At 70.8% G+C, this 23,575-nt stretch carries 20 protein-coding genes; 12 read left to right on the top strand and 8 right to left on the bottom strand.

From position 1 onward, the window contains the following. The 4 genes from HV826_RS12765 (at window position 1) to HV826_RS12750 (ending at window position 3,919) form a co-directional block, all read left to right on the top strand. Window positions 1-834, top strand: a complete 834-nt coding sequence (locus tag HV826_RS12765) for a class II glutamine amidotransferase (RefSeq protein WP_176417292.1) — start codon at window positions 1-3, stop codon at window positions 832-834. Window positions 835-1,031: 197 nt separating this feature from the next. Beyond that, entirely contained in the window at window positions 1,032-1,364 is a 333-nt protein-coding gene (locus HV826_RS12760) for an ATP-binding protein (protein ID WP_368670905.1), read from the top strand. A 277-nt stretch (window positions 1,365-1,641) separates the two neighbouring features. After that, window positions 1,642-3,570, top strand: coding sequence for a GYF domain-containing protein (locus tag HV826_RS12755; protein ID WP_255217192.1), 1,929 nt, complete (start codon window positions 1,642-1,644; stop codon window positions 3,568-3,570). Between the two features lie 19 nt (window positions 3,571-3,589). Further along, window positions 3,590-3,919 carry a DUF1330 domain-containing protein gene (locus HV826_RS12750; protein ID WP_176417290.1) on the top strand — a complete coding sequence of 110 codons (330 nt, stop codon included), beginning with the start codon at window positions 3,590-3,592 and terminating at the stop codon, window positions 3,917-3,919. A gap of 87 nt (window positions 3,920-4,006) precedes the next feature. Here HV826_RS12750 and HV826_RS12745 read toward each other — a convergent pair whose 3' ends face one another. The 4 genes from HV826_RS12745 to polX form a co-directional block, all read right to left on the bottom strand. Next, window positions 4,007-6,229, bottom strand: a complete 2,223-nt coding sequence (locus HV826_RS12745) for a M4 family metallopeptidase (protein ID WP_176417289.1) — start codon at window positions 6,227-6,229, stop codon at window positions 4,007-4,009. A 226-nt stretch (window positions 6,230-6,455) separates the two neighbouring features. Then, window positions 6,456-7,175, bottom strand: coding sequence for a myxosortase MrtX (gene mrtX / locus HV826_RS12740; protein WP_176417288.1), 720 nt, complete (start codon window positions 7,173-7,175; stop codon window positions 6,456-6,458). Next, window positions 7,172-7,792 carry a trypsin-like peptidase domain-containing protein gene (locus HV826_RS12735; protein ID WP_176417287.1) on the bottom strand — a complete coding sequence of 207 codons (621 nt, stop codon included), beginning with the start codon at window positions 7,790-7,792 and terminating at the stop codon, window positions 7,172-7,174. Before HV826_RS12735 ends, mrtX begins: the two co-directional genes overlap by 4 nt. Before the next feature lie 19 nt (window positions 7,793-7,811). Continuing rightward, the gene (gene polX, locus HV826_RS12730) at window positions 7,812-9,557 is read right to left on the bottom strand and encodes a DNA polymerase/3'-5' exonuclease PolX (protein WP_176417338.1); all 1,746 of its coding nucleotides are present in this window, start codon (window positions 9,555-9,557) and stop codon (window positions 7,812-7,814) included. Window positions 9,558-9,635: 78 nt separating this feature from the next. On the opposite strand from polX, the gene HV826_RS12725 reads away from it, so the two are divergent. From HV826_RS12725 to HV826_RS12695, 7 genes are all read left to right on the top strand, one after another. Further along, the gene (locus HV826_RS12725) at window positions 9,636-9,953 is read left to right on the top strand and encodes a Rieske 2Fe-2S domain-containing protein (protein WP_176417286.1); all 318 of its coding nucleotides are present in this window, start codon (window positions 9,636-9,638) and stop codon (window positions 9,951-9,953) included. A 182-nt stretch (window positions 9,954-10,135) separates the two neighbouring features. Further along, window positions 10,136-10,603 carry a MogA/MoaB family molybdenum cofactor biosynthesis protein gene (locus HV826_RS37130; RefSeq protein ID WP_176417337.1) on the top strand — a complete coding sequence of 156 codons (468 nt, stop codon included), beginning with the start codon at window positions 10,136-10,138 and terminating at the stop codon, window positions 10,601-10,603. 165 nt (window positions 10,604-10,768) lie between these two features. Beyond that, on the top strand, window positions 10,769-12,811 hold the full coding sequence (locus tag HV826_RS12715) for a M20/M25/M40 family metallo-hydrolase (protein WP_176417285.1): 2,043 nt from the start codon (window positions 10,769-10,771) through the stop codon (window positions 12,809-12,811). A gap of 106 nt (window positions 12,812-12,917) precedes the next feature. Continuing rightward, complete coding sequence (locus HV826_RS12710; protein WP_176417284.1) at window positions 12,918-13,274, top strand: GatB/YqeY domain-containing protein; 357 nt, start codon at window positions 12,918-12,920, stop codon at window positions 13,272-13,274. An 82-nt stretch (window positions 13,275-13,356) separates the two neighbouring features. Then, window positions 13,357-14,322 carry a TIGR02757 family protein gene (locus tag HV826_RS12705; RefSeq protein WP_217917466.1) on the top strand — a complete coding sequence of 322 codons (966 nt, stop codon included), beginning with the start codon at window positions 13,357-13,359 and terminating at the stop codon, window positions 14,320-14,322. 88 nt (window positions 14,323-14,410) lie between these two features. Continuing rightward, a complete protein-coding gene (locus tag HV826_RS12700) occupies window positions 14,411-15,976 on the top strand; it encodes an ATP-binding protein (RefSeq protein ID WP_176417283.1) in 1,566 nt (521 codons plus the stop codon). Then, window positions 15,973-17,127 (top strand): hypothetical protein, encoded by a 1,155-nt coding sequence (locus HV826_RS12695; protein WP_176417282.1) that lies wholly within the window; start codon window positions 15,973-15,975, stop codon window positions 17,125-17,127. The genes HV826_RS12700 and HV826_RS12695 overlap by 4 nt, the downstream gene beginning before the upstream one ends. Window positions 17,128-17,139: 12 nt before the next feature. On the opposite strand, the gene HV826_RS12690 is transcribed toward HV826_RS12695, so the two are convergent. Further along, window positions 17,140-18,627: an NAD(P)/FAD-dependent oxidoreductase gene (locus HV826_RS12690; RefSeq protein ID WP_176417281.1), complete on the bottom strand. Its 1,488-nt coding sequence runs from the start codon at window positions 18,625-18,627 to the stop codon at window positions 17,140-17,142. A 285-nt stretch (window positions 18,628-18,912) separates the two neighbouring features. Here HV826_RS12690 and HV826_RS12685 point away from each other — a divergent pair, with 285 nt between their 5' ends. Further along, window positions 18,913-20,031, top strand: a complete 1,119-nt coding sequence (locus tag HV826_RS12685) for a tetratricopeptide repeat protein (protein ID WP_368670904.1) — start codon at window positions 18,913-18,915, stop codon at window positions 20,029-20,031. A gap of 6 nt (window positions 20,032-20,037) precedes the next feature. Here HV826_RS12685 and HV826_RS12680 read toward each other — a convergent pair whose 3' ends face one another. The 3 genes from HV826_RS12680 to HV826_RS12670 all read right to left on the bottom strand — a co-directional run bounded on the left by HV826_RS12680 (window position 20,038) and on the right by HV826_RS12670 (window position 23,505). Further along, window positions 20,038-20,796, bottom strand: a complete 759-nt coding sequence (locus HV826_RS12680) for an energy transducer TonB (protein ID WP_176417279.1) — start codon at window positions 20,794-20,796, stop codon at window positions 20,038-20,040. A gap of 166 nt (window positions 20,797-20,962) precedes the next feature. Continuing rightward, window positions 20,963-21,679 (bottom strand): response regulator transcription factor, encoded by a 717-nt coding sequence (locus tag HV826_RS12675; protein ID WP_176417278.1) that lies wholly within the window; start codon window positions 21,677-21,679, stop codon window positions 20,963-20,965. After that, window positions 21,676-23,505 (bottom strand): HAMP domain-containing sensor histidine kinase, encoded by a 1,830-nt coding sequence (locus tag HV826_RS12670; protein WP_176417277.1) that lies wholly within the window; start codon window positions 23,503-23,505, stop codon window positions 21,676-21,678. The genes HV826_RS12675 and HV826_RS12670 overlap by 4 nt, the downstream gene beginning before the upstream one ends. Window positions 23,506-23,575: the final 70 nt, after the last annotated feature.

Raw genomic sequence — 23,575 nt, 5'->3', positions numbered from 1 at the left:
ATGTCCGTCATCCTCGCCGCGCTGACGTCCGACCCGAACCTGCTGCGCTGTGAGCTGCACCGCCTCCAAGGCCAGGTCCTGCTCCAGGCAGGGCCGAAGGCGAACGCCTTGGGGGTGGGCGCCTACGCCCAGGAGGAGGTCCTGTTGCGGCGCTTCTCCAGCGGCGAGGAGCTGACCCTGGACTCGCTCGCGCCCCCGCATGAATCGGAGGCGCTGCTGTTCCACGCCGGCCAACTGCCCGTGGGCTTGTCGCTGGAGGAGAACACCCAGCCCTTCCGCTCCCGGCGCTGGTTGTTCGCGCACCAGGGCGGAGTGCGGGGGTTCGAGCTGCTTCGCGCTCCGTTGCTGGAGTCGCTGCCGGACCACCTGCGGCGCCAGGTTCGCGGTGGAACCGAAGGGGAGCTGCTGTTCGCCGTCTTCCTCAAGCGCCTGCGCGAATTGGGCCGCACGGAGGATCCGCGGCTGGAGGCCGAGGTCGCCGGCCGCGTGCTGGCGGACACGGCGCGCGAGGTGGCTCGGGCCGCGGTCCAGGCCGGCGTGGCACGCACGCCCACGCTCAACCTGGTGGCCACCAACGGCACGCTCCTGGCGGCGACCCGGTATGGCGAACAGCCCTTGTACTGCACGCGGCTGGAGGGGTCGGCCGAATGCGAGCTGTGCGAGGTGACGCCCGCGACACCGGACACGCGGCCCTCGGTGGGGGCGCACCGGCGCCGTCGCACCGTGGTGGTGGCCAGCGCGCTCAAGCGCACCTCGGGGTGGGTGGAGCTGGCTCATGGCCACACGCTGTCGGTGGGGCCGGAGCTGCAACTGCACGAGCTGTCCGGGACGTAAGCGACGTGCGCGAGGAAGGCGCCTGGGGGCAGGGATGACTGAGGCCCGCTTTAAATCCCCCGTGAGGAGGTGCTTCCATTTGGGGGGTTGTGTCAAAATATTGAGTCTCGGCTGGATTTACGGTGCTCGCGCCTCCCATGTTCTCAGAAGTTGAGCCGATGTTCATCATCGAGGTCCGCTGAAGGAGACATGGGTGAGTGGTGGTTGGGTGTGCTCGGCGTTGTTGCGCGTCTTGCAGCGACTCATGTCGGAGACGGCGGCGCGGTGGGGTGAGTGAGCTGGCGCGCAACCAGATTTCGCATGCCGGGGGCGGCACCATCCAGCTCGTGCCGCAACTGGCGCCCAAGCGGCTGCTGCGCGTCAGCGCCGAGGACTCCGGACAGGGCATCCCGGACCTGGAGCGCGTGCTGTCGGGGACGTACAAGCGCAAGACGGGCCTGGGCTTGTTGGGCGTGAAGCGGTTGGCGGACCGCTTCGACGTGCGCACCGGCCCGAAGGGTACGCAGGTGGACTTCGAGGTGTGGCTGTGAGGCTCGGGCGCTGCGCACGCGAGGCACGCTGAACGCTCGGAGGGCAGCCAGGGCAGCAGGGTGTGTCGTGCCAACTGGCTGTGTGTGAATGCCGCACAGTCGGGGCATTGTACGAAGGTGGGGCCTGGGAACTACGCTAGGGCTCCGTCCCACGTGGGGGCTGTGTCCACCTCCGCGCAGACGCTCGCCGTTTGACGAATCGCCATGGTGGCATTCCATTGGGTGAGGTCTGATGGTGCGGCTTAATCGGGACCGGATGGAATCAAGGAGCGGGTCGATGGCCGGCAACTCAGGGGAAGACAACGCCAACCCGGGGCACGCCCGGGAGGTCGCCCCAGAGCGCCCTGACGAGGGCGATTCGCCCGTGCTGGATGGCGTGTCGGATGCGGAGCTGGACGCCATCGTGGGTCAGCTGCGCACGGACAAGAGCCTTCGTGTCCGGCCCAGCGCGCAGCCGCGCTACCGCGAGGCCACGCCGTCGGAGCGGCTGCACCGGGGCGCGGGCCGTTCAAGGGCGTCCGCCTTGGGCGAGGAGACGGCGCCGCCGAAGGAGGCCGCGCCCGTCGTGAAGCATGCTTGGTACTTCGTCACGGGCGGCGCGGCCTACGGTCCTCACGACCTCGCGGACCTGAAGGCCCATGTCGAGCGCGGGTTCCTGGGCTTTGATTCCCTGTGCTGGCGCGAGGGTTTCGGTGAGTGGCTGCCCCTGGGGCACATTCCGGAGCTCGCTTCCGCGCTGCTTCCGCCGCCCGTGCCCGCGGGACCTCCCCCCGTTCCGCCGGAAGCGGCCGGGGCCTTCAGACCTCAGGCCGCGCGCGCGGTGGAGGTCTCCGAGGCCACCACGGAGCGGGTGATCTTGGATGCACCGGGCACGGTGGTGCCCCCCTTCGCGGCCATTGCTCCCGCCGCCGTCGTGGCGGCTCCCGCGGTGGGCGCTGCCGCCATGCCGCGGGCGCAGGCGTCCGGCGCACCACCTCCCGCGGCGGCCCCAGGGGCTCCGGCCGCGGGCGCCGTCGTCGAGACGGCTCCGGAAGCCGTCGCCGCGGCGCTCGCGCCGGAACCTGTCACCGCGCCGGCCGCGAGTGACTTCGCCGCGGACGGAGCTCCGGCGTCGCACCCGATGCCCGTGGCGGAGCCGGTGGGAACCCACGCGGTGCTGGCGGCGCCGTCGCCCGAGGAGCGCACGCGTCGCAAGCGCCGGCTGGGGCTCATCCTGGCGGGGGGGGCCATCAGCGGCATGTCGGTGGCCCTGGCGCTGGGCGTCTTTGGCGGAGGGGACGGCCGTGGCGCCGCGAGCCCCGGCGATGCCGTGGACACGGCGCGCGGCCCCGGTACGCCCCCGCCCGCGGAACAGCCGGCGGCCGCCGCGCCTTCGCCGGAAGCCGTTGCGGCTGCGAGCCAGGGCGGCGGGGCGTCGGGCACGGCGACGTCAGCGGGTGGCACAGGCGGCGCGAGTCCGAGCCTCGGCGGCGCGGGCGTCGCGACGTCGGCCGCGGAGCGCGCGCGAGACCCGAGCCAGGTACAGGCGCCCGCCCGCGCATCGCCGCCCGCGCTCTCGGCCGTCTCGGTCGACCGCGGAGGTCGCGTGCCAGAGCTGACCGGCACGGAGAGCACGGCGCGCGCCGCGACGGGCGGCGGACGGCCGTCGCCGGAGGAGCGCGTCTTCGAGCGGCCCACGGGCAGCCTCTCCTCGCGCGACGTCGCCGTGGCCTTCGTCATCGGGAAGCACTCCGTGGCGCCTGCTCCGGAGCCGGAGCCCGCCAGGCGGCCCGCCACGACGGTCGCGGAGGCCGCGACGGCTGGCGGCTCGGAGGATGACCTGGGGCCCGACGCGGACTTCGACCGCGTGCTCTCCGGCCCGGGACCCAACGCCACCAAGCACCACAAGCCGACCGTCTATGTCCCGCCCGACCCGACGGCGCCCCGCGAGTCGCTCGACCTGGCCACCGTCTTCGCGGTGGTCCATGCCCGGCGCTCGGAGCTCGCGGCGTGTGCCCGCGAGCAGTCCGCGCCGCCGCGGGAGGGGGACCGGGCCGTGCTGCGCTTGAGCGTCCTGCCAAGCGGGAAGGTGGAGTCCATCAACACCGAGACGCCGTGGCTGCGCGGCACGTCGCTCGTGCGTTGCATGCAGCAGAAGATAGGCGCCTGGACGTTCCCCAGGCACCGAACGCAGGGAGCGCCCGTCGTCTTCCGATACGAGTTCTGAGCCGCCGCGAGGAGCGCCCATGCCTGCTTACGTCCTGGTCGAGGTCTCGGTGCACGACGCGCAGACCTACGAGCGGTACAAGCAGCTCGCGCCTCCGTCGCTCAAGCCCTACGGGGGCCGCTACCTGGTCCGGGGCGGCCCCACCCAGGCCCTGGAAGGCACCTGGCAGCCCCCGCGCTTCGTCCTGCTGGAGTTCCCCAGCGTGGAGCACGCCAGGGCCTGGTGGGCGTCCCCGGAGTACGCCGCCGCCAAGGCGCTCCGCCACGAGAGCGCGCACTCCATCATGTTGCTGGTGGAGGGCGTGCCGGCCACGACGCCTGTCACCGAAACAGGGGGGTCACCGCCCTGAGCGGTCGCTGAAAAGCCGAAGCCCGGCGCCAGCCCGCGGTAGGTCGCGGGCCGGGCCGGGCTCAGGTGTCTTCAGTGAAGCGGGGGGCTAGTTCACGCCGACGGCGGTCCAGCTCTCCTTGACCTTCGCCACTTCGGCGGAGTCCGCGCCGTAGAGGTCCGTGGCCGCGTTGATGGTCGCGGTGCGGGCCTGGGCGAACGTGGTGCTCGGCGTCATGTAGTGGGCCAGGGCGCGGTAGTAGATCTTCAGGCCCTTATCCATGCCGATGGCGTCCTTCACCTCGATGCCGGACGTGCGGTTGGTGCCGCCGTTGGTCAGCAGGTAGAAGGCGTTGTTCGCGATGCCGCTGGAGCCGTGCACCTCGGTCTGCTTCGGGTAGTTCTTGAAGTTGTCGATCGAGTAGTTGTCCTTCGTCGGATCGTCCATGTAGCGCAGGCCGTCGGTGTCATCGCCGTTCGTCGGCGTCCAGGCCGTCTCGCCCACCGTCCAGTTGAACTTCACGTCGGGGTTCTTCTGGGACGCGTACCACTCGAGGCCAGCGCCCATGATGTCGCTCATCGCCTCGTTCAGACCACCGGACTCGCCGCGGTAGATGAGGCCGGCGGTGCGCTCGGTGAGGCCGTGGGCGATCTCGTGACCCGCGATGTCCAGCGCGGTGAGCGGACCGGAGTTGCGGCCGTCGCCGTCGCCGTAGCTCATCTTCTCGCCGTCCCAGTACGCGTTCACGTAGTTGTTGCTGACGTGGACGTAGGAGACCAGCTTCTCACCCGCGCCGTCGATGGAGTCACGGCCGAGGACGTCCTTCATGAAGTCGTACATCATCTGGCCGCCGTAGTGCGCGTCCACCGCGGCCTTGTTGCGCTCCGGGTCCGTGGGCTCGCCCCAGACGTTGTTGTCGTCCTTGATGGGCGTCTGGCCGCTGGCGCGCTCGCGGTTCATCGCGTCGTAGGTCGCCACGCCGTCGCCGCGCGTGCCGTCCTCGAGCGTGTACGTGCCGTCCGCCTGCTGCTTCGTGTCCAGCGCGACCTTGCCGCTGTACATGGACGTGTCGTCCGCGACCTTCTCACCGGTACCCGGCTCGTTGGGCTCACCGGCCTTCGGGGTGATGGTCAAGCCCCAGCCGTTCAGCGTGCCCGTGTCGCGGCGCGCGTTGTCCTTCACCGACAGCGTCCACTCGCCCTTCGCGGACTCGCCCGCGAAGCCGCTCAGGTCGAAGCTGCCCTTGACGTGGTCCGCGCTGCCACCCGTGCGGTTGTGCACCGTCTCCGACTTGCCGGAGGGGCTGGTGAGCGTGATCGACAGGTCGCCCTTGAACGTGTGGTCGATGTCCAGGTCCAGCTTCAGCTGGTCCACGGTGCCGTCCTGGGTCACGTTGACCTTCGACGTGACGGTGGCCAGGTCGGCGATCTCCGCCTTCGGCGTGGCCGAGGCCTTGATCTCAGTAGGCGTCGCGGCGGCGCCGTGAGCGTGGTCCGCGCCGTGGGCGTGGTCCGCGTGGTCCGCGCCGTGGGCGTGGTCCGCGTGGTCCGCGCCGTGCGCGTGGCTGTGGCCGTGCGCGGCGCCATGCTGACGGGCGTAACCGTCAATGGCGTTGAACTGCTCGAAGAGCTTCCCGGTGTTGGCGTCCACCAGGTAGTTCATCTTGCGGGGCTGGTCGGTGCCATCCACGTTGGTGACTTCCACGCGGTAGGCGGAGTGGTACTCACCGGAGATGTCCTTGTAGATGACCCGCTCGGAGTTCGGCTGGCGGTCCGGCTTGCCGTTGAACTCCTTCAGCGCGATGTCCAGCGCCTGGCTGTGCGTCACCTTGGGCTTCTGCATGCCCAGGCCGGCCGGGATCTCAGACTGATCGCCGGTGGTGCTCTTGAGCTTGCCCTCGGAGTCGAGGTGCGTGACGACCTGCTCGCCGAAGACCTTCACGCCTTCGTGCTGGCGGTCCAGACGCACGTGCGTCATGCCCAGCGAGTCACGCTCCACGCTCTTCGGCGTGTACGCCGGGAACTGCACGCCGCCGATGATGCCGGGGTTGCGGATGGACGTCTGGGTGGAGGGCGTCAGGTGCGCCAGCGACGTCTGGATGGCCGTCTGCGCCTCGCGGCTGTCCAGGGAGAGCCGGCCCACGGGCGGCGGCAGCGGCTTCAGCGTCTTCTCCGCGCGCGCCAGGTCAGACGTCTTGGCCGCGGGGCCGAACCCGTCCTTGATGACGTTCGGGGCGATGGTCGCCGGCTTCGCGGCCGTCTTCGACTGAGCCTCGGAAGCAGCAGTGGGGCGAATCGTGGGCTTCGGACCTTCGGTGCGGCGAATCGTCATTGGGGGTCTCGAACTCAGTGCAAGGGGGTTGAAGAGTTATCGCCGCAGTGTGGCACGGAGTTTCTTGTGATATTTTCGACGCAACAAGTCATTCCCGTAAGACAAGTAAAACCCTGTCGAGCTTCCGTTGAAATCAGGTTACGGGCGCGTCAACACACCCATGTTTCACGGAGGGTGGGCGCGGCGCTGCTGCGGGGAGTGGGGGGGCGGTGAAACTCGGCGAAAATCAGCCGAAAAAAGAAACCTCGAGAAACCGCACGTAGAGGTTGCAGGCCGCATGAAACAGGGCGGCGCCGATGACAGTGCCGGTGCGCTCGCGCATCCACCCGAAGAGCAGCGCCGGGAAGAACACGGACAGCCGCCACGCCTGGAAGATGGCCAGGTGGCCCAGGGCGAACAGCAGCGCCGTCAGCCAGAAGGCGGGGCCCAGCCGGCCCCCCAGGAACTTGCGGCCCTGAGGCCAGGCGTCGCGCAGCCGCGTCTGGAGGTAGCCCCGGTAGAAGAACTCCTCTGGCAGCGCGACGACGAAGAGCTGGTCGATGAACCACTCGCCGAAGCGCGGGGGCAGGCGGGGCTGGAAGCGGGCCTCGCCCATCAGCGGCGTGAGGTGCCTGGCCAGGGCCGTGGGCAGGTGGGGCAGCAGCTCCGCGAACGCGGCGAAGCCCAGGAAGAAGAGCGGGCCCACCACCGCGGACAGCAGCAGGAACAGGCGCAGGTCCTCGCGCCACGCGCGCAGCGACAGGCCATAGTCCCCGTAGTCCTCGTCACGCCAGCGCATGGGGATGAGCGGCAGGTAGAGGAAGCCCACCGTCGCGACCAGCTTGGGGACGCTGGTGCCGCCCAGCAGGAGGAAGGTGGCGACGATGGACAGGAAGCCCACCGCCCACAGTCCCACCGCTTCCTGCACGGCGTTCGGTCGCCAGGGAGTCGTCACGGCCCGGGTCATGGCATGTCCACCGACGCCAGCTCCACCTTCACCGCGTTCAGCGGAAGCACCCGGCAGCCGCGGCGGTGCTTCTTCACCACCACCGCCACCAGCCGGCCCTCCGCGTCGAAGACGGGGCTGCCCGCGGGCAGGGCCAGGGGGACGTCATAGAAGGGGGCCTGGGCTGCCCGGGCTCGCGCCGACACGGGGCGCGCGGGCTGGCTCTTCCTGGCGGGGAGGACGCCCACCAGCCAGCGGCCATCGAGGCTGTCGCCGTCCCGAAGGACCTTCACGGGCGCCGCCGGGTAGGTGCCATCCGGGGCGGCGAGCACCGCCACCTGGAGGTCCTGGCTGGCCATCACCACGCGGGCGGGCAGCGTCTTTCCGTCGTGCTCCACCGTGGTGGCGTTCAGGCCGGTGAAGCCGCTCCCCACGGGCGTGACGGAGGTGAGGACCTGACCCGCCGCACCCACGAAGACGCCGGGCCCCGCATTCCGAGGACCCTTGACGTGCACCACCGAGCGCCCGTGCCGCTCCAACACCCGCTGGAGGTCGGCGCGCGAGGGCTTGTCGGCCTCCGCCGCGGCGGAGGCGAAGGGGAGGAGGCAGAGGAGGAGCAGCGGCGGCAGGCGGGACATCGGCGGGTGCCGCAGCCTATCACCGGCGCTCGCGCAGCGCGGTGACGAAGCGGTCCGCCGGGAGCGTGTTGAGCACGTCCCCCTTCCGGGCCCAGCCCCGGCGCGCGGTGGCCACGGCGAAGGCCAGGTTCTTCAGGTCCTCCTTCTGGTGCGCGTCGCAGCTCACCACCAGGCGGACGCCCCGCTTTACGGCCTGCCGGACATATTCGGCCTTGATGTCCAGGCGCGCGGGCTTGCCGTTGACCTCCACCGCCACGCCGCGCTCGGCGGCCCGCTCCAGGAGCTCGTCCATGCGGACGGGGTAGGGCTCCCGGCTGTTGATGAGCCGGCCGGTGGGGTGCCCCAGAATCTGGAGGCAGGGGTTGTCCAGCGCGGCCAGCAGCCGGCGCGTCATCTGGTCCTCGTCCATGCTGTGCCGGACGTGGACGGAGCCGATGACGACCTCGAGCTGCTCCAGCACGCTGTCGGCATAGTCGAGCGCGCCGGACTCCATGATGTCGACCTCGATGCCCTTGAGCAGCCGCACGCCGGAGACGGCCGCGTTGACGCGGTCGATCTCCTCCCACTGGCGCTTGAGGTCATCCACCTTCAGGCCACCCGCGTGGATGGCCGCCTCGCTGTGCTCGGTGACGGTCAGGTACCGCAGGCCCAGCGCCCGCGCCGCGAGCGCCATCTCCTCCAGGCTGTTGCGCCCGTCGGACCAGGTGCTGTGCGCGTGGACCGCGCCCTGGACGTCCTCCAGCGTGAGCAGGTCCTTGGGGAGCTGGCCTGCGCGCGCGGCCTCCACCTCACCGGTGTCCTCGCGCAGCTCGGGGGGCACGTACTGCATGTCCAGCAGGGCGTAGAGCCCGGACTCCTCCGTCACGGGCACCTTGGTGCCGTCCTCGCGGTGGACGCCCCATTCGGAAATCTTGAGGCCGCGCTCCTGCCCCAGGTTGCGCAGGCGGATGTGGTGCGCCTTCGAGCCGGTGAAGTGGTGCAGCGCGGTGGCGAAGTCCTCGTCGGGCAGCACGCGCAGGTCCACCTGGAGGTCACCGGCCTCCAGCCGCACGGAGCACTTGCTTTCGCCCTTGCCCAGCACCGCGGCCACGCCCGGCGCGTTCGCCAGGGCATCCAGGACGGGGCCGGCCTCCGGCGCGGAGGCGATGATGTCCACGTCCGCCACGGTCTCCGCCTGCCGGCGCACGCTGCCGCCCAGGCTGGCGCGCACCACACCTGGCGCGGCCTTCACCCGCTCCAGCAGCGCCGTGGCCACCGGCAGCACCTCGCCCAGCAGCTTGCGCCCGCCGCGCGCGCGCCGGTACACGGCGATGCCTTCCAGCATCTTGGCTTCGCTCTTCGCGCCGAAGCCGCGGAGCTCCCGCACGCGGCCTTCACGGCAGGCCCGCTCCAGCGCTTCGATGCTGCTCACCTGGAGCTCACGCCAGAGCGTGGCCACCTTCTTCGGCCCCACGTCCGGCAGCTGCGTCAGCTCCAGCAGGCCGGCGGGGAACTGGGCCCGCAGCTCCTCCAGGTAGCCGAGCCGTCCGGTGGTCACCAGCTCGGTAATCTTTTCGGCGAGCGCGGCGCCGATGCCTGGGAGGCTCTCCAGCCGGCCCTCCGCGACCAGCGGACCCAGCTCCTGGGGAAGCCCGGCGACGCGGTCCGCCGCCATGTCGTAGGCGCGGACGCGGAACCCGCTTTCGCCCTGGAGCTGGAGCAGGAGGGAGATGTCACGGAGGACCTGGGCGACGGTGGCCTTGTCGACAGCAGTGGGGATGGTCACGTCGGGAGTCACGGGGAGAAGGTAATGCCCGGGCATCGGGAGTGCAGCCAGTCCCGCGTTGTGGGAAAAGGGGCCGCGATGACGAAGATCAAGCTGGGACCGGCGGACTTCGCCGAGAGGGAAATGCGGGGCTACGAGGTCGGCAAGCGCAACGTGTGTATCGCGAAGATCCACGGGCGCTACAAGGGCCTGGACGATTGGTGCAACCACGCCGGGTGTCTGCTGTCCGGTGGTCGCATCGAGGACAACCTGGTCGTCTGCCCGTGCCATGAGGTCGGTTTCGACATGGACACCGGCCACAACGCGACCTCGCCGGGGGTTTGTGACGACCAGCCGACGGTGCAGGTCGCGGTCGAAGACGGCGCGCTCGTCATCGATTGGCCCGACACGCCCTGAAGCCCCTCCCGCACTCTGGAGTACCCGCCATGGCACACGACGACCACGACCACGACCACGGGCCGCACGGGCACCACGGTCATGACCCCGAGCACGCGCATCATCATCACCACGACCACCATCATCACGCCCCGCACGGCCACGACCACGGCCCGGCGGAGGAGCACAAGGCGCGAGCGCCGGTGCATGTCAGCACCTTCATCGTGACGTGCTCGGACAGCCGCGACGCGGCGCGCGATGAAAGTGGCCGGGTCCTGCGCGAGGGCCTGGAGGCGGCGGGCCACGGCATCGCGGGCACCGTCGTGGTGAAGGATGACCCGGAAGCCATTCGCGGCGCGCTGGAAACCGCGCGCGAGGCGGGGGCCCGGGCCGTGCTGTTCACCGGCGGCACCGGCATTGGCCGACGCGACTGCACGGTGGAGACGCTGCGTCCGCTGTTCGAGAAGGAGCTGCCAGGGTTCGGCGAGCTCTTCCGGATGCTGTCCTACCGTCAGGTGGGGAGCGCGGCGATGATGTCCCGCGCCACGGCGGGCACCTGCCAGGGGATGATTCTCTTCGCGCTGCCGGGCTCGCCCAAGGCCGTGCGGCTCGCGCTGGAGGCGCTCATCCTCCCCGAGCTGGGCCACGCGGTGCGTGAGCTGTCTCGTTAGCGTCCACGCCGCGCTTGTCTCAATCCATGAGAATGGCTGAGGCTGGCGTGTTTCGTCGCGAGCAATGTCCCCTGTTTTCGCCGGAAGTGTAAGTTGACGGCGAAGGCGGGGATTTCTCTCCCTGCCATCTCAACCGCACGTCCCCGCATGGCAGTGGAGAAACGTATGAACATGAAGCGCCTCGCTTCAGTCCTCCTGGTGCTCTGTAGTGTCTCGGCGTTCGCGAAGGCGCCCCCGTCGCAGGCTCCCGACCCCGAGGTGTGGATCACCCTCGGCTCCGATGCCCTCGAACACGTCAACGCCGCCTTCGCCAGCGCCGGGCATGCGGCGCCTTCGATGAGCGGGCAGAAGGCGGACGTCACCGCGCTGCGCGTGCGGGAGTCCCAGCTCAACCTCATCTCGCGGATGATGCACGAGAAGCTCAACCGCTGCGGTGGCTTCATCTACCACGACACGGAAGCCGCCGCGCTCGCCGCCCTGGACCCGTCAGCCGCGGCGAAGGCCGCCAAGGCCACGGCCGTCACGTACAGCCTCGACAACGCGTCGACGGTCAACGCGTTGCAAGCGGGGGTTCAGGAGCTGGCCATCCGAGGGGTCATCGACCACCTGTCCAGCTACGCGACGCGCTACTACACGTCGACGACGGGCGTGACGTCCGCCAACTGGCTGAAGGGGTACTGGGAGTCGCTGGTTCCGGCGACGCGCTCCGACGTCACCGTCGAGTTCTTCAACCACGCCTCGTGGGCGCAGCCCTCCGTCATCTTGACCATCACCGGCACGACCCTGTCGGAAGAGGTCGTCGTGCTCGGTGGCCACCTGGACTCCACCAGCAGCGGCAGCACGGCGCCCGGCGCGGACGACGATGCCTCGGGCATCGCCACGCTCACCGAGGTGATTCGCGTGGCCATGCTCCAGAACTACCGCCCGGAGCGCACCGTGAAGTTCATGGCCTATGCGGCCGAGGAAGTGGGCCTGCGTGGCTCCTCGGCGATCGCCACGAAGTACGCCGCGGATGACATCGACGTGGTGGGTGTGCTGCAGCTCGACATGACGAACTACCAGGAGCGGTCGGACGTCGACGTGGCCCTGGTGAGCGACCGGACGAACGCGGCGCAGAACACCTTCGTCACCAGCCTCATCGACACGTATCAGCCCGAGCTGGAGTGGACCACGACGATGTGTGGCTACGCGTGCTCGGACCACGCGTCATGGACGAGCGCGGGCTTCGCGGCCTCGATGCCCTTCGAGGGGCCGCTGAACAACTCCAACCCGTACATCCACACCGTCAATGACACGCTCCACAACAGCGGGGGCGACGCCCGCCACGCGCTCAAGTTCGCGAAGCTGGCCGCCGCGTACGTGGCGGAGCTGGCCAAGGGTGGGGTGGTCATTGACGAGACGCCGCCGGAGGTCGCCATCACCGCTCCCGCCGCCGGCAGCACGGTGTCTGGCGTGACGACTGTCACGGCTTCCGCCACGGATGCTTCCGGCGTGAACCGCGTGGAGTTCTTCGTGGATGGCGAACTGAAGGCGACGGACACCACCGCGCCGTACGCGTTCGACTGGGACACGGCCGCGGTGCCCAACGGCAGCCACGCCGTGACGGCGCGGGCGGTTGACCTCGTGGGCGTCGCGGCGACCAGCAGCGCGGTGACCGTGACGGTGAGCAACGCGACCAGCACGGCTGGCTTCGACCCCATCCTGAGGGCGCCGCGGTGTGCCTCGGTCTCCAACGCGTGTGACTCCGGCACGCTGCTCAACGGCCGCGGCGGCTTCGTCGGGCCCGAGGTGAACGCGTCGAACACCCTCAAGAACTCCTGCAGGGACGGCTTGTCGGGCACGCACCTGGTGGACCAGTCGAACGAGCGCATCGTGGTGTCCACCGTGGACGAAACGGCGTTCGCGCCGGGCAAGCTGGTGCGCGTCGACGCGACGGTCTTCGCCTACAACAAGATCAACGACAAGCTGGACCTGTTCTACACGACCGACGCCAACAACCCCGCCTGGCAGCACATCGCCACGCTGCCCGTCCCGTCCAAGGGCCTCCACACGTTGTCCGCCACCTACACGCTGCCGGAGGGCACCGTCGTCCATGCCGTGCGCGCGGTCTTCCGCAACCGCGGAAGCACGACGCCTTGCATGGAGGGCAACTACAACGACCACGACGACCTCATCTTCGCCGTGCAGCCGTCCGCGTTGCTGCGTTAACGCTCCGGGTGCGTCGGGTCTCCAGGCCGCGTCGCTGCCTGGGCCTGGAGACCTCTGACGGAGCGCGCACCTTGAGCCACCCCACGCGCGTCGATAGGGTGCGCGCATGCGAACCGTGGATGAGTGGAAGGCGGCGCTGCGCTCCGCATTGAAGGATGCCATGCGCGCGCGGAGTACACAGGCGGCGGCGGTGCTTCGCGAGACGCTCGCGGCCATCGACAACGCGGAGGCACCGGACCTGCGCGTGGCACCCGCCGCCGTGGGTGACGGGTTCGCTGGAAGCGCGGGTGGACTGGGGAGTGGTGAAGTGCCCCGGCTGGCGCTGACGCCGGAGGCCGTGCAGGCCGTCGTCGACCGCGAGCTTCAAGAGCGGCGGGACGCGGTGGCGCTCTACGAGAAGCTCGGGAAGCATGACGAGGCGAGTGCCGTGAAGGCACAGCTGGACGTGCTGCTGGCGCTTTGAGGGAAGACGGGACGGCGGCCCGCCGTTCCTGCACCATGTGGGAGTCCCCGTCGTGACACCGCGCTCGAGGAGCCGCACCGTCTTGGCCACCACCGGGCTTTCCCCGCGAGCCGCCGAGCACCTCCGGCCCCGGCTGGAGGCCGTGCTGACGTCCACCGACGCGCGGGCCCGCATCGCGTTTGATCCGGTGGAGTTCCCACATCGCTACCAGGACGCGCGAGACATCGAGGTCAGCGCGCTGCTGGCGGCCGGGTTGGCATACGGCCGCGCGGACCTGTTCCGTCCCAAGGTGGACGCGCTGCTGCGCCGCATGGGGCCATCTCCCGCCGCCTTCGCCGCGGCGCTCGACGTGGCGGGGGCGCGGGCGCTGCTTGAAGGCTTCGTGTACCGCTTCAACGTGGGCACGGACGTGGCGGTGCTCCTGCTGGGCATGGGCCGCGTGCTGCGGGAGCTGGGCAGCCTGGAGGCGCTGTTCCTCCAGGGACTCCAGACGCGTGACACCCTGCACGGCGCGCTGGACCACTTCACGACGGGCCTGCGCGCCATCCCCATGGACGCCCTGCGAAAGGCCCTGGGGCCGGAGCGCGGGCTGAATCACCTGCTGCCCTCGCCGCTGGGCGGGGGGGCGGCCAAGCGACTCAACCTCTACCTCCGGTGGATGGTGCGGGGGCCGGACACCGTGGACTTCGGCATCTGGAAGCGCGTGCCACCTTCCGCGCTCCTGATTCCCCTGGACACCCACCTGGGTCGCATCTCGCGGCACCTGGGATTGACCCGCCGCAATGATTTGACGTGGCGCACGGCGGAGGAGGTGACCGCCGCGTTGCGCGTGTTGGACCCGGCAGACCCCGTCCGTTACGACTTCGCCCTGTGTCACTACGGCATGAGTGGGGCCTGCCCCGCCCAACCCGTGGCGGAGAATTGCGGCCGCTGCCCGCTGCTGCAGGCGTGCGCCGTGGGGCCTCAGGTGGTGGCGACGGCGACCCGCCGGGTCCCGGGAACCACCGCTCGGAAGGGCAGAGAACTGTCGGCGACGCGACGACGTTGACCGTGGAGCGCGCGGGCGCTGCAATGGGCGCGTGGCTCCGGCTCCCGCGCGCGGAACCCGGGGCTCATGGGGCCGGAGGATTGACGCCGTGTTTGTGACGCTGGTGGCATTACCTCCCGAGGTGTCGGAGGAGGTCGAGCGAGGGATTCTCGAGTCCGACACGGGACGGAACTGCCAGATTTTGCGTGTGCCCCTGGCGGGGACGTTGCCCGCGGCCATCTCCGAGGGACTCATCGTCCTGTGGGACGACGGGGGCCTCTTGTCGGAGCTGTGCACGAGCTGTCAGCGGTTGAATGCCCTGCGCGGGGTGCCCCGCACGCACCTGGTCGTGCTCACGAACCGCGCGCCCGTGGAAGCCGACGCGCTGGCCGAAGCCGGCGCGGATGAGTGCCTGCCCGCGCCCGGGACACACTGGGGCGTGCGGCTCGCGAGCCTGCGCCGGCGCCTGTGGGCGCTGTCGGAGGGGGACGCCACGCCCACGCCGAGCCTCCACGAGGTCACGGACCGCGCGCGGCTGGAGTCGCAGTGGGTGCTGGCGGACCGGATGGCGTCGATTGGCACGCTCGCCGCGGGCGTCGCGCACGAAATCAACAACCCCCTGTCCTACGTCAGCTCCAACCTCTCGTACCTGCGTGAGCTGCTCTCCCAGCCGGAGCTGTCTCACGACCAGCTCATGGAGCTGCGTGAGGTGGTGGCGGAGGCCCAGGAAGGCGCTGGCCGCGTCAGCGCGATTGTCCGCGACCTGCGCACCTTCTCCCGCGCGGATGAGGAGCTGCACGGCCCGGTGGACATGGTGCATGTGGTGGACGGCGCGCTGCGGCTGCTCCGCAACCAGTTGGGGTTGGTCGCCCGGCTGACGTGCACGCTGGAGCCGGTGCTGCCCGTTCATGGCAACGAAGCGCGCCTCACCCAGATTGTCGTGAACCTGCTGTTGAACGCGCTCCAGGCGCTGCCGGACCGTGCGCCCGAGGAGAACCGGCTGCGGGTGTCCCTGCGCGCCAGCAGCAGCCGGCACGTGGAGCTGGAGGTCTCCGACAACGGGCACGGCATGGCGCCGGACGTGCAGCGCCGCATCTTCGACCCGTTCTTCTCCACCCGTCCCGTCGGAGAGGGCACGGGGCTGGGGCTGTCCATCAGCCTCACGCTGGTGCAGGCCATGGGGGGACGCATCGAGGTCTCCAGCGCGCCCGGCTGGGGCAGCACCTTCCGCATCGTCCTTCCCACGCAGGCCGCGGGCCAGACGGAGGGCGCGGCGTCAGCGCAGCTGCTGGAGCCAGCGGTCGCTCGCATCCGCCGGCGGCTGCTGCTCATCGATGACGAGCCCTCCGTGGGCAACTCGGTGAGCCGGCTGGTGCGTGACGTGTATGAGATTCACGTCGTCCAGGACGCGCGCGAGGCCCTGCGCTTGCTCTCCATGGGGGAGCGGTTCGATGCCATCCTGTGCGACGTGATGATGCCGGGCATGAGCGGGCTGGACTTCGTGGTGGAGCTGGAGCGGCTGGCGCCAGACCTCGCGCTGCGCACCGGGCTGATGACGGGGGGCGCCTTCACCGCGCAGGCGCGTGAGTTCGTGGGCCGCCGCACGCGCGGGCTGCTGGAGAAGCCCTTCGAGCGCGAGCGCCTGTGCACCTTCGTGGAGCACCTCTTCCAATGAGCCGGTTGGTGCGGCGGAGCCTGGCGGCGTCGCTGGTGGCGCTGCTGGCCGCGGGCCTGTGGGTGGTGCCGGGGTGGCTGCGGGGCCTGTCGCTGGTGGTGCGCGCGGCGGGCATGCAGGGCCGCGTGGAGACGGCGCTCGCGGACTGGCGCACCGTCCCCTTCGACGTGAGTGACATTCAGGTGCCCACGCGTCACGGCTCGGTGCGTGCCCGGCTGTACCGGCCGTTGACGCAGCGCGGGCGCACGGTGGTGCTGACCTCGGGCGTCCACGCGGATGGCATCGACGAGCCTCGGCTGGTGACGCTGGCGGAGGACCTGGCCATGGGCGGCCAGCCGGTGCTCACCCCGGAGCCGCCGGACCTGCTGCGCTACGAAATCACGCCGCGCCTGCCGGACATCATCGAAGACGCCGCCGTGTGGGCCGCGTCGCAAGCGGACCTGTCGCCCGGCGGGAAGGTGAACCTGTTCGGCATCAGCTTCTCCGGCGGCCTGTCCGTGGTGGCGGCGGGACGACCCGCCTTGAAGGACAGGGTTGCGGCCACGCTCTCCTTCGGCGGGCATGGGGACTTGCCGCGCGTGCTCACCTTCCTGTGCTCGGGCGAGCTGCCGGACGGAAGTCATCTGGCCCCGCATGACTATGGCGTGGTCATCATTCTGCTCAACGTGGCGGAGAAGCTGGTGCCGGCCGAGCAGGTGGAGCCCCTCCGCGCTGGCATCCGGACCTTCCTGCGCGCATCGCATCAGGCCATGGTGGATGGCCGCCTCGCGGCGGAGACGTTCGCCAGGGCGCGCGAGCTCCAGGCGGAGCTGCCCGAGCCGGCGGCCACGTTGATGGGCTACGTGAACGCGCGCGACGTGGCGGCGCTGGGCCCACGCTTGCTGCCCTTCGTGAAGACCTTCGCCGCGGACCCGGCGCTGTCACCGGAGCGCTCGCCGCCGCCCACCGCGCCTGTCTTCCTGCTGCACGGCGCGGGGGACACGGTGATTCCCGCCATGGAGTCCCGCCGGCTGGCCGCGGCCCTGAGCCCCCACACCGAGGTCCACGCGCTGGCCACGCCGCTCATCACCCATGCGGAGATGGATGGGCCGCAGGCGCTGATGGACGTGTGGCGGCTGGTGCGCTTCTGGGCGGACCTGCTCGACGCCTGAGTGGAGCCTTCCTCAGCTTCGCGAGGCGATGCTCGCGGCGGTGCGCACGCCGCCCACCGCGGTGGCCAGGGTGCTCTGGCCGGGGAACACCGAGTCCCCCACCAGCCACAGTCCCTCCCGGACGTGGAAGGGGCCCAGGTGCCGGTAGTTCTCCAGGCCCGCGCGCCGGGGCACGCCGCCCACCGCGCCCGCGTCGCGCTGCGTGAAGCGCTGATACGTGCGGGGGGAGGCCGTCATCGCGTGCGTCTGACCCTCCAGCCACTCCGGCGCGAGCCGCCGCAGCCCCTGGTCCATCCGCGCCTGGATGCGCTCCACGTAGCCACGTTGTGCCTCCACGGGGAGCCCGGAGAGCGTCGTCAATGGCACATGGGTGGACACCGTCACGGTGCGGTGGCCCGGTGGCGCTCGGCCCATGTCGGCCTCGCCGCTGATGGACATGAACAGGTGGTTGCCTTCGATGAACGGCGCGGCCGGGTCCTCCACCAGCTCCAGATGATGCGCGTGTCCAGCCGCCCCGTCGGGTGCGCGCACCACCAGGTATCGCATCGCCGCACCCCAGCCGGACTCGACGCGCTGGGACAGCCTGTCCAAGCGGGGCATCGTCTCCAGGGGAACGCCCAGCAGCCGGCTCAAGCTCCGCGGCAGCACGTTGGCCACCACGTGCCGTGTCCGCAGCTCGCCTCGGCGCGCGCTCACGCTCCATCCTCCGGCGACCGGCGTCACGGCCTTCACCCGGTTGGCCAGCAGGATGGTGCCTCCCTGGGCCTCCACCGCGCCCGTCAGGGCCCGCGCGAGCTGACCGATGCCGCCCCGGACGTGGCCCGTGCCGCGCCAGTAGTAGTCCATGGCGGCCAGGGCGAAGAGGGCCTCCGCCTCGGCCGCGCTGCACTGGACGGTAATCTGGCAGAGCGCGTCCAGGTACGTGCGCAGCGGCGCGAACGCCGTCAGCCCCAGGTGCTCCAGCACCGCGCCCAGGGGGCGTCCCAGCCACCGCAGCAGCGGGGGATACTGGAGCGCCCGGCCCGCGTGGCGCAGCAGGGCGCGCACGTCCAACGGGGGCAGCAGCGTCGGGTCATCGAAGAGGGGCCACAGGGCGCCGGCCACCTGCGCCTGGAGCGCGAAGAGGCGCCGCACCGCGGGCGCGGGGGCATGGGGCAGGGCGCACAGGGTTTCGATGAAGCGCTCGCGGTCCCGGTACACGGCAAGCCGCGAGGTGGAGGTCCGCAGCTCCACCACGGGGTCCAGCCACTCCACCGTGACGGGCAGGGCGAGCTCCCGAATCCACCGGCCGAAGAGCTGGTGCGGCTCGAAGCCCGAGAAGAGCGTGGCCCCTGCTTCGAAGGCATGGCCGCCCCGCTGGAAGGTGCTGGCGCAGCCGCCGGGGTAGTTCAGCGACTCGCACAGCGCCACGCGAGCGCCTCGCCGCGTCAGCTCCAGCGCGGTGGCCAGTCCGCCAAACCCCGCGCCCACCACCACCGCGTCGTACCAGGTGCTCGGCATCGTCCCTGCCCCGAAACCCGGGGCGGCTTGGAGGACGGCCGGGAAGACCGTGCCCTCGCCGCCCGGAACCGCGACCCGGGTGGGGCGCGGCGCTTGGGTCCTAACGAAGGCGCGCCGGCCACGCGAGCCCTTTCAGGCCACTTCCGGAGTGCTTGCCTGGCGGTGGACATCTCCCAGGCGAGGGGGCTCGGGATGTGTCGATGTGTTTCGAGGCTCCGGATGGAGGAACTCCCGGGCGTAGACTGGAGGCCGTTGTCCTCGCATCCTTCGAAGGGGCCCTCGCGCGTGCGTCCATTCTTCATCGTCCTCGGCTGTTCCTTCGTCCTGGGTTGCGCGTCCACGCCGAAGCCCGTCCCAGCAGCGCCCCCCGAGGCCGCCGAGACGTCCCAGGCGGAGGACGGGACGCCGCGGTACCTCTCGCCCTCCGAAATCATGAAGGTGCTGGAGGACTCCAAGGTCGCCTACCGGGTCGACGGCAAGGACTCACCTCCGGGCGGGTGGGGCGACCAGCTATGGCCTCAGCGCGTGGCCCTGATTGACGTCCCCCAGGTGGTGGTGGAGGACGGCCGCCGCACCATTCGCGAGTGGCCCACCCCCGCCGGGCTGAAGGCCCTGCTCGATGAGGCCGAGCCCCACTTCCAGGCGAAGCGCTACGCCGAGGCCGCGAAGCTGTACGCCCAGGCCACCGAGCTGTGCCCCGAGTGCTACGTGGCGTGGGTCTTCCGGGGGGACGCGGACTACTTCGCCGGAGACGCGGCCACCGCGCTTGCGCACTACGTCCGCGCCACCACCCTCAACCCCTATGACCACCGTGCCTGGTTCTTCCAGGGCAACGCCCTGGCGAAGCTGGGGCGCTTCGAGGAGGCGCTGGAGGCCTGGGCGCAGTGTCTGTCGCTGAGCCCGCGCTACCCCGTCATCCGCCAGTTCTTCCGCACCAACGCGCACCTGGGCCTGATCATCCGCGGTGACACCATTGTCCCGCGCGGGTACGCCGAGCGCGACGCGGAGGGCGTCTCCATCCAGTTCGACCCCAACCACGACCCGTCCTGGCTGGCGTTCGCCAACTGCAAGGCCCTGTGGCTGGGCGAGCCGTCCCACCGGGAGCGGATGACGGGCTCCACCGAAGAGCAGTTCACCTCCGTGGAGGAGATGGAGTGCCTGGCCTCGGCGCTGGCGGTCCATGAGAGCCAGAAGGCGGAGGGCAAGACGGACGCCTCGGACCCCACGCTGGACCGCCTCTTCGCCATCGCCCAGGAGGGGCTGCTGCTGGAGGCGGTGTTGTTCGAGGTGGGCGCGCGCGTCCACCCTCAAATCACGCTCACCCTGGAGGATGCGCTCCGCCAGCGCCTCAAGAAGTACGTCCTGACGCACGTCCTGGTGCCGGCGGGAGGCCATGGGGGCTGAGCCGCCCTACCGGGGCAGCTTGAGCCGCAGGGTGAACACGTAGGACACGCTCACCGTCCGGCCCTGGTACTGCACCGGGGTGTAGCGACGGCCGTGCAGCGCGTCGAGCACGGACTCATTCATGTGCGGCAGGCCCTTGATGATGCGGCAGTCCGTCACGTCGCCGCGCACCGTGATGACGCACTTGGCGGTCATGGTGCCCTCCACGCGGGCGGCGATGGCCTGGTGCGTGTACTCGATGCCCGGGCCGCCCATCAGCCTGGGCAGTGTCATGCTCGCTCCGAAGGGGAGGATGTCGGTGCCCGTGCTCTCCTGCCCGGGGCTCAAGCCGGGCACGAATGGCACGCCAATCACGTCGCTGTCCTCGTAGCCCTCCGGGTGTCCGCCCGGCACGCCATCCCCCGGGTTCGCCAGCTCGTCCGTCGCGGTGCTGGTGTCGGTGCTCGCCACCGCCTCCACCGGCTTGGGCGGCGCGTCCACCACCGGCGGCGGGACCCGCGCGGGCACGCGGTCCCGGTTGCGTGGACGCGGGCGCGGCGCGACGGCGGCCTTCGGCTGCGCGGGGGCGGGGGAGCCCTTCGCCACGCGCGGGGGCTGCGCCACCCGGAGCACCAGCTCCTTCGGCTCCGGAGGCTCGCTCGGCCCCGGCGGCCTCGCGGAGATGAAGAGCACCGCCCCGAACAGGGCCGCATGCAGGGCGATGGACACCCACACGCCCGTGCCAAGACGTCCAGCCCGCTGCCGCTCGATGACCGACTTGAACATTCCGGATGCCTCCCTCTGCGTCAGGCGCTCCCGGTGACGGCCGTGCGAGACGGGCGGCACCGACGGGGACGGGTGGTTGCGGAGCGCCCTGTCCACGCAAGAGTCAACCTACGGAGTCGGCTTCTTCGAATGGCGGTGGGTCGGCCATCGCTTCGTCATGGTTGTGTCATGACGAAGCGACCTCCATGCGGTAGCCCACGCCCCGGATGGTGTGGATGGAGAAGCCGGAGGTGCTCGTCCACCCCAGCTTCTTCTTCAGGCTGGAGACGAAGTTGTCCACCGTGCGTGGGTCCACCACCACGTCGCGGCCCCAGACGGCGTCCAGGATTTCGCCTCGGGGCAGGGCCCTGTCCCGGTGCCGCAGCAGGAAGGCCAGCAGGTCGAACTCCGTGCGCGTCAGCTCCACCCCCGAACCGTCCGCGCGCGACACCTGCCGCCGGCCCAGGTCCAGGGTGAAGCCGCTGAAGCCCAGCTGCTCCGGCGGCGCCGTGCCGGAGCGGCGCACCAGGGCGCGCACCCGGGCCAGCAGTTCCCGCAGCCGGTAGGGCTTGGTGAGGTAGTCCTGCGCGCCCACCTCGAAGCCCTTGAGGATGTCGTCCTCCAGCGAGCGCGCGGTGAGCATCAGCACCATGCTCTTGTTGCCCTGCGTCCGCAGCCGGCGGCAGAAGCTGTAGCCGTCCTCGCCGGGCAGCATGACGTCCAGGATGAGCAGGTCGAACACCCGCTCTTGCAGCAGCCGCTCCGCGTCGCGGGTGCTGGGGGCCTCGGCGACGAGGTAGCCCTCGTCCCGCAGGTTGTCCCGGAGGCCGACGCGCAGGTGGGCGTCGTCCTCGACGATGAGGATGGAGGGACGCGAGGGAGGGGAGGAGGTGGCGGTGTTCATCGAGCGGGCTCGTTGAATATCAGCGCGAAGGTGGTTCCGTCGGGCCCCGAGGAGGCCACCTGGATGTCACCCCGGTGCAGCTTCATGATTTTGCGGCACAGGGCAAGGCCCAGCCCGCTGCCATGGACCTCCGTCCCGGGCACCGTCAGCCGGTAGAAGTCCAGGAAGGCGTTCTCCCACTCGGACTCGGGGATGCCGACGCCGTTGTCCTGGAAGAGCACCGTGCAGCCGTAGCCGGGTATCACCTGCGCGCGGATGGAGATTTCGACGGGGCTCCTGCGGTTGTAGGCACACGCGTTGCGTCCCAGGTTGGAGAGCAGCATCCGCAGCAGGCCCGGGTCCGCTTCCAGCTCCACGCCTTCCAAGTCGGAGGTGATGTGGACGGGGACGTTGGTGGCGCTGGCCAGGTCGTCGCGCAGCGGGTGGATGAGCTCCTCCAACCGCACGCGCGAGGTCCGCAGCGTCCAGCGGCCCTTGTCGATGCGGTTGAACGACAGGATGTTCTCCACCAGGAAGTGCAGCCCATCCGCGGCCTGGACGATGCGCGCCGGGTAGTCACGCACCTCCGGCGCCTGCGCCAGCTTCCGCTCCAGCGTCTCGCCCAGCAGGCGGATGGAGGCCAGGGGCGTGCGCAGCTCGTGGGAGACGGTGGCCACGAAGTCGCTCTTGAGCTCCAGGAAGCGGTACTTGCGCTGCTGGGCCACCACCGCGAGCGCGACGATGGCCACCGCGAGCCCGCCGCACACGGCCACCAGCAGCGTCTTCAGCCCATGGCGCGCGTCGATGTCCGCCTCCTGCCGCGCCCACTGCGGCATGTCCACCGCCAGCTTCAGCGTGCTCAGGGGGAGGACGGCGCCGCCCGCGCGCAGCCGCAGGCGCCCCGTGGCGTCGAAGAGCCCGCGCGCCTGCAGGTCCCGGGTGATGGGCTGGAGCATCGCCTCCAGGTCCACCGCGACGCCGTACACCGCCTCGCCGCGCAGCGCCACGTACCAGGACTCGCCCAGGAGGGTGGGCTCGTCGAGCTCCTCGGGAATCACCAGCATGCCCGCGCCCGCTTCGCCCGCCCGGGCCAGGAAGTCGCCCGTGGGCTCGCCCAGCGCGGCGCTCACCCGGACGATGCGCGCATGGAGGAAGTCGAAGTCCGCCTGCGTGAAGCGTGAACGCTCGCGCAGCACGTCCCGTTGCAGCCCCGACGCCCGGGCGAAGCCGCCCAGGTCCTCCGGGAGTCCCTCGCGCAGCAGGGCCCGCACCAGCGGCGTGGTGGCGGCGCCGCGATGAAGGCGCTCCACCACCAGCAGCAGGAAGGGCAGCTCCTGCTCGGGGGGCAGCCGGTTCGCCGCGTGGTAGCGCAGCAGCTCCTCCACGCGGGTCGCCGCGCCCCGCGCGTCCTGGGCCGCCAGCGCCGCCTCCACCGCGCGCAGCCGCGTGAGGCGCGGCTCCCATGCCCTGGAGGGCGCGCCGTCCTTCAGCCGCGCGCGCAGCAGGGCGTGCACGTCCTTCGCGGGCGTCCCGGTGCCCGGCATGGGGAGGGTGAGGCGCGGCAGGAACTGGTAGCCGCGGAAGTTGAGGTAGTAGCCCTCGCCGGGCTCGAGCGGGTCTCCCACGGCGGCGTGGAGGGTGGGGATGCGCTCGTCGAGCCGCTTCGCCAGGTTCTGCCGCAGGGCCTCTTCGGCCGCGTGAGCCAGCGCGTCCCGGCGCGAGCGCAGCTGCGCGTGGGCGTCATCACGCTCCTGGCTGAAGATGCGCTGGAGGCTGAACAGCCCCCAGCCCAGGGCCAGGAGGCCACAACCCAGGGCGACGAGCGTAGGAAGGAGCCGGCGCAGCATGTGGAGCCGCCGCTGACTATCGCACAGCCGCCTTCCCGCAGAGGCTTTTCACTTCAGCCTCCTGGCGGGG

The organism is Myxococcus sp. AM010, assembly GCF_013372585.1.
GTDB classification, from domain to species: domain Bacteria; phylum Myxococcota; class Myxococcia; order Myxococcales; family Myxococcaceae; genus Myxococcus; species Myxococcus vastator.
The sequence above is the reverse complement of the archived record's forward strand: the minus strand, read 5'-3'. Positions and strand labels throughout refer to the sequence as shown.

Excerpts from the sequence above, each read along its gene's own strand:
- HV826_RS12745 (WP_176417289.1), bottom strand. The coding sequence starts at position 6,229 with ATGACGATTCGCCGCACCGAAGGTCCGAAGCCCACGATTCGCCCCACT.
- HV826_RS12725 (WP_176417286.1), top strand. The coding sequence starts at position 9,636 with ATGACGAAGATCAAGCTGGGACCGGCGGACTTCGCCGAGAGGGAAATG.
- HV826_RS12695 (WP_176417282.1), top strand. The coding sequence starts at position 15,973 with ATGAGCCGGTTGGTGCGGCGGAGCCTGGCGGCGTCGCTGGTGGCGCTG.
- HV826_RS12670 (WP_176417277.1), bottom strand. The coding sequence starts at position 23,505 with ATGCTGCGCCGGCTCCTTCCTACGCTCGTCGCCCTGGGTTGTGGCCTC.
- HV826_RS12690 (WP_176417281.1), bottom strand. The coding sequence starts at position 18,627 with ATGCCGAGCACCTGGTACGACGCGGTGGTGGTGGGCGCGGGGTTTGGC.
- HV826_RS12680 (WP_176417279.1), bottom strand. The coding sequence starts at position 20,796 with ATGTTCAAGTCGGTCATCGAGCGGCAGCGGGCTGGACGTCTTGGCACG.
- mrtX (WP_176417288.1), bottom strand. The coding sequence starts at position 7,175 with ATGACCCGGGCCGTGACGACTCCCTGGCGACCGAACGCCGTGCAGGAA.
- HV826_RS12675 (WP_176417278.1), bottom strand. The coding sequence starts at position 21,679 with ATGAACACCGCCACCTCCTCCCCTCCCTCGCGTCCCTCCATCCTCATC.
- HV826_RS12755 (WP_255217192.1), top strand. The coding sequence starts at position 1,642 with ATGGCCGGCAACTCAGGGGAAGACAACGCCAACCCGGGGCACGCCCGG.
- HV826_RS12750 (WP_176417290.1), top strand. The coding sequence starts at position 3,590 with ATGCCTGCTTACGTCCTGGTCGAGGTCTCGGTGCACGACGCGCAGACC.
- HV826_RS12715 (WP_176417285.1), top strand. The coding sequence starts at position 10,769 with ATGAACATGAAGCGCCTCGCTTCAGTCCTCCTGGTGCTCTGTAGTGTC.
- HV826_RS12735 (WP_176417287.1), bottom strand. The coding sequence starts at position 7,792 with ATGTCCCGCCTGCCGCCGCTGCTCCTCCTCTGCCTCCTCCCCTTCGCC.
- HV826_RS12710 (WP_176417284.1), top strand. The coding sequence starts at position 12,918 with ATGCGAACCGTGGATGAGTGGAAGGCGGCGCTGCGCTCCGCATTGAAG.
- HV826_RS12765 (WP_176417292.1), top strand. The coding sequence starts at position 1 with ATGTCCGTCATCCTCGCCGCGCTGACGTCCGACCCGAACCTGCTGCGC.